Raw genomic sequence first — 1,063 nt, 5'->3', positions numbered from 1 at the left:
GTCTTCGAAGAAATCACGGTCCAACGCGACCGACTCAACCAAGGGAGCATCGACTGGAAGATTCTGTTCAACAGCCTTGGGCGCGAAAACACTGCATCGGCAATTGGCGTCGGCCGCTTGCTCGACGTGGCCAAAGCTGCCGGCAGCGTGGGCGCATCGGTGGGCAGTGGTCCCTTCGCCGGCACCAACATCGCACTGAGCGCGCTTTCCCAGCTCGGTTCGATCGTCAATCACAAGAGCATTCCGCTTCTCTCGCAAAACCGCCGACCCGCGAAGTACGACACGCGAAACACCTTTCAGTACATCAAGGATCTGCAACAAACTCAGAGCACGTCCGACAGCTCGGCTCCCACGGTCACGGTTACGCAAGACGAAAAGACGGTCGGCACCTTCCTCACCGTCGTGCCCGATGCGCAGGACGACGGCCAGGTGCTCTTGACGATTGCCTACGACGACACCCGACTCATCGAAATGAAGAAGGAGCCGGTTGGGTCGCGTGATGATCAATCGTTCGTGCAGCAGACCAACATCGGTGGCCAAGGGCGCGTACAGCAGGTAATGGTTCGCCCCGGAGAGCAAGTGGTCATTGGCGGATATCAACAGTCTGCCGACAGTTCGACCCGCCGCCGTCTCGACGACAAGGCACCGATGCTCATGGGCGGGTCTGACGCCTCGCAAGAGCAGCAACTGCTGACGGTGGTGTTGGTAACCGCAATTCCAGAAGAAGGATTCTGACCGTGGCAACGCGACAGAAAGTCGCTCGGCGCACGAGCTACAAGCTCGTCGCGATACCGGGCTCGCCGAATCAACTTGTCCTCGGGCTCAAGTGGCGCACCGTCCTCGGGGAAGACCTGGAAAAGCTTGCCCTCAAGACCGCCCGCAAAGCACGGGCAACGCACTTTGTGCAAAGTGATGCGCGCAGTTCGTCGGTCGGCTTGTTGGCTGCCAAAGGAAGCGAAACGCGTGCAAAGAGCAGAGCAACGCTTTTCTCTGGCGCCGCTGCTTTTGCGCAGATGCATCGACATGGCACGCATATCGTTGCATGCACGCTCCCCGATCAATC

Annotated in this window: 1 protein-coding gene and 1 pseudogene; both read left to right on the top strand. The window is 59.4% G+C overall.

The window, feature by feature from the left end; translation table 11 throughout:
• Positions 1–735: pseudogene (locus HV765_RS31645) on the top strand (hypothetical protein); the annotation flags it as partial.
• 2 nt (positions 736–737) lie between these two features.
• Positions 738–1,063 (top strand): hypothetical protein (locus HV765_RS31640; protein ID WP_175172203.1); only part of this gene is annotated, 326 nt, incomplete at its 3' end.

Source organism: Achromobacter kerstersii, assembly GCF_902859595.1.
Lineage (GTDB): Bacteria > Pseudomonadota > Gammaproteobacteria > Burkholderiales > Burkholderiaceae_B > Achromobacter > Achromobacter kerstersii.
The sequence above is the reverse complement of the archived record's forward strand: the minus strand, read 5'-3'. Positions and strand labels throughout refer to the sequence as shown.